This is a genomic window from uncultured Ruminococcus sp. (assembly GCF_934476685.1).
GTDB lineage: Bacteria > Bacillota > Clostridia > Oscillospirales > Ruminococcaceae > Hominimerdicola.
In genome coordinates this window covers 1-2,911 of sequence record NZ_CAKSNX010000041.1, presented here as the reverse complement: position 1 = coordinate 2,911, position 2,911 = coordinate 1, and the positions used below count along the sequence as shown (strand labels likewise).

The 2,911-nt window shown below is 43.0% G+C and carries 2 protein-coding genes; both read right to left on the bottom strand.

The window, feature by feature from the left end; translation table 11 throughout:
* A partial coding sequence (locus Q0E19_RS11765) for a type IV secretory system conjugative DNA transfer family protein (protein ID WP_365905112.1) occupies positions 1–1,256 on the bottom strand: 1,256 nt, incomplete at its 3' end.
* A 100-nt stretch (positions 1,257–1,356) separates the two neighbouring features.
* Positions 1,357–2,772 (bottom strand): DUF3991 and toprim domain-containing protein, encoded by a 1,416-nt coding sequence (locus Q0E19_RS11760; RefSeq protein ID WP_294409724.1) that lies wholly within the window; start codon positions 2,770–2,772, stop codon positions 1,357–1,359.
* Between the last annotated feature and the right edge of the window lie 139 nt (positions 2,773–2,911).

The following is a 2,911-nucleotide window of genomic DNA, read 5'->3' as shown; positions in this document are numbered from 1 at the left end:
GCCACAATGGATATTTTTCTTGAACGTCCTGCGGAGAACATAGATTCAGCACCCTCTATCTTAGGAAAAGTTCCAAATTCGTCGCAGTAAAACATAACTCTGTTTTTTAGTTTTCCGCCGTTTTCGTCTGCAATGACTAATATCTCACGATATAACTGTTGGATAAGCAGGCTTACCATAAAGTACTTGCTTGTATCTTCTTCGGGAAGAACGATAAAGATAGCAGACTTTTCATTACAGAACTTCTCAGCGTCTATCGCCGTTCCAAAACACAGCATTTGTTCAAGTTCAGAATCAAGAAAACTGTTGAGCCTTGAAAGTGCAGTCGACATTACCGACAGCATAGACTGGTCAGACGCATTCAGAGCCGCTCCGGCAAGCCATTTTGCTTTGTGTTCGCTCGGTAGCTTGTCCATAAGCTTTGAAAAATACATTTTCGGCTTGGCTTTCGGGTCTGGCTGATACTTAGCGAGCAAGTCCTGTATCAGCTTGAAAGCCGACACAATATGGCGTTCGTTTTTGTTGCCAAACTCCGCTAAAAGCAGGATAACAGAGGCAAGCAAGCCTTCCGCTGCGTCGTAGAAAAATGCGTTCTGACCGTAGTTTGAGCTGTCACCTCCGCCGATATTGATAATTGTCTTTGCTGTTATCTTTGCATACTTTTCTGCTTTGGCTTTTGCTGAAAGATTTGATTTGTCTTCAAGGTACATATCCATGTATTTATTCACAAGATGCAAAATATTGTTTTCATCACTTCTGGTGGGATTTCTCAGGTCTAGAACAGAAACGTTGTATCCGTAATATTTGCTTGCGATAGTTCCATAATTTCGCGCCACGTCGCCTTTTGTATCAGTTGAGATAAATGACATTCCGCTTGCACAGGCAAGTTCGATGTTAGGGTACAAGAAGTATGCGGTCTTGCCCACACCCGCAGCGCCTATCATAAGCGTGTGAACATCGCCGTCATCTACAATAGCCACAGTTTTTTTGCCGTGTGTCCGACAGCCTACCACCGTACCTTGAACAGTCGGCAGGTTCTGACCTTTTCTCCACATCTCCGGCTCGAATGGCAGAGGGATAAAAGTACGCTTTATCTCAACTTTTGTCGCCCACCTCGCAGTTCCGTGCTGTCCATTGCCGACTTTTTTTGCCTTTATTCCGTTAAGCGACTTGTTGTCAAGCAGATTTACGACTACCAAAAATGCGATAAAAAATACAACCAGTATGCCTATTAAAATCATTTGTTTTTCATTCAATTTTTCACTTCCAATCATAGAATATTCTATCTTTTGTATTTAATAAGATAGTTAGTTTGTTATCTTCAAGGTATTGCGCTGTGAGGCGGAGGGTATAGCATTACCCGAATTCCATACAAGGTTCGGGTTCTGAAACTATATCTTCTGATTCAATATTCTCTTGCATAGGAGCATTTAAAGTTTCCTCAACCGACAGTCTTACAGCGCTGTCGGCGAGCTGATACAGCAATTTTGCCGTATTTACCGACTGCTCACGGGTACGGGCGGTCTGTCGCAAGTCCTTTAGCACTGTCTGAACACACTCCTGCAAATTCCTTTGTTTCTGTGCCTTTTTGCCCTTGTCGGTGTAAGGCTTGTAACTGCCTTTGAGCTTTACATGAAGCCTTTCAAACGCTTGAAATTCGCTGTTTATCCGCTCACTTTTGGGCATGAAAAAAGCCGAGCCTGCAAGCGCATACTCAGCGAGATATTTGTATTGCCCGTTCTTAAATGTGGCATAAATCTGCGAGGTCAGCTTATCGGGACGGCATTTTAGATACCCCAGTTCGCTTACTTCTTTCAGATATTCGTCTTTCCTTTTATGCGGAACAGCAGGCAATGGCTCAACACCATTCTGAGATTTCAGACATTCGTTCCAGTCCTTAAACTCAGGTGCAAGACGTTTAACGTTTGGGTATCCGTTCTCATGAAGAATATCTCTAAGCCTGTCCACCGCCTCGATTCCTCCCTCATCGTTATCTACACAAAGCACAATTTCACGGAGGTTAGAATGATTCTTTAAAGCCGTTAAAACGGCATTTTCATAGACTCCGTTCATTGCAATATATGAGTGTTTCTGCCAATCATTCGGATACAGCGTAAGAAAGCTCAGCATATCAATGGGAGCTTCAAAGACATAAAGTCGTTCATTTTCTCCGAAATGTGCAAAGCTGTAACGGGTATCAGAGCCGCCGCAAGTGATACGGAAGGTACTGCCAATGCTGTTTGTTGACCGCTTATGTGTCTGCTTAGGCTCGCCATTTTCATTAAGTCCGACAAATACGGCGTTGTGGTGGTTTTTATCCTCATAGAGGGTATGCTGTTTTGCAAAGTGTGTGATGATGTCAGCCGAGATAAACCGCTGTTTTATGAGGTAGGCATAGACTCTGTGCATATCACTATTAGGTTCTGGAAGTTTAAATTCTCTTGTTTTTTGCTCTTGTTTATCCGCTTTCGGTGGGATGTTAGAAAGCGGCGATATGCTCCGACCAAGAAGTTCCTGAACGGCTGTCTGAAAATCCATACCATAAAACTCCTGCATAAACTTTATTGCTCCGCCGCCCGTCTGATTTTTATGGTCAAACCATTTTGACCCACGGATAGTTATACTGTCGTGCTTGCCTGAGCCGTCGTAATAGATAAGCTTTGATTCTCTGCCGACACGCTCAAGCTTTTCACCTCGCACACGCAGATATTCTGCCAAGTCTACGCTGTTGGCAAGCTGTTTTTGTTCGTCTGTGAATGGGATGTAGGGCATTAAATGTCTCCTTTCCGGGTTGAAAATTTTGGTTTGGTGTGGTATAATAAATTATATAATTGATTGTATTGTCAACCCCAAATAGTACAGAAATTATTTAGCCGAATGGGAAGCTTTGAATTGAACAGGAGAGAGATAA

Coding starts and splice junctions, on each gene's coding strand:
- Q0E19_RS11760 (WP_294409724.1), bottom strand. CDS start 2,772: ATGCCCTACATCCCATTCACAGACGAACAAAAACAGCTTGCCAACAGC.